This is a genomic window from Rhodomicrobium sp. Az07, from assembly GCF_018619475.1.
GTDB lineage: Bacteria > Pseudomonadota > Alphaproteobacteria > Rhizobiales > Rhodomicrobiaceae > Rhodomicrobium.
This window is the reverse complement of the sequence record NZ_JAHFZG010000067.1, coordinates 1-322: the sequence shown is the minus strand read 5'-3', so window position 1 is coordinate 322 and position 322 is coordinate 1. Positions and strand designations below refer to the sequence as shown.

The 322-nt window shown below is 62.1% G+C and carries 1 protein-coding gene; it reads left to right on the top strand.

The genetic code is table 11. The annotated features are described in order from the left end of the window. Positions 1–75 precede the first annotated feature (75 nt). Positions 76–322: transposase (locus tag KKP04_RS15355; protein WP_215033570.1), on the top strand; the 247-nt coding region annotated here is incomplete at its 3' end.

The window sequence follows — 322 nt, the reverse complement described above, 5'->3', positions numbered from 1 at the left end:
TAGGTGATAAACCCATAAAGGGGATTCCCGAATCGGGCGTGTCGTGATTCAAACTCCCAAACGAGGGAGTTTCTCATGGCGCGCTTCGATCTGACGGAGTTCGAGTGGTCTGTGATCCAGCCTTTGCTTCCGAACAAGCCGCGCGGGGTTCCGCGTGTGGACGACCGGCGGGTTCTGAACGGCATCTTCTGGCGGCTGCGCACCGGTGCGCCGTGGGCCGACATTCCGGCGCGTTACGGCCCGCATACCACCTGCGTGAACCGCTTCAACCGCTGGCGCAAGGCGGGCGTGTGGGACCGGCTTCTCGACGCGATTTCAAAGG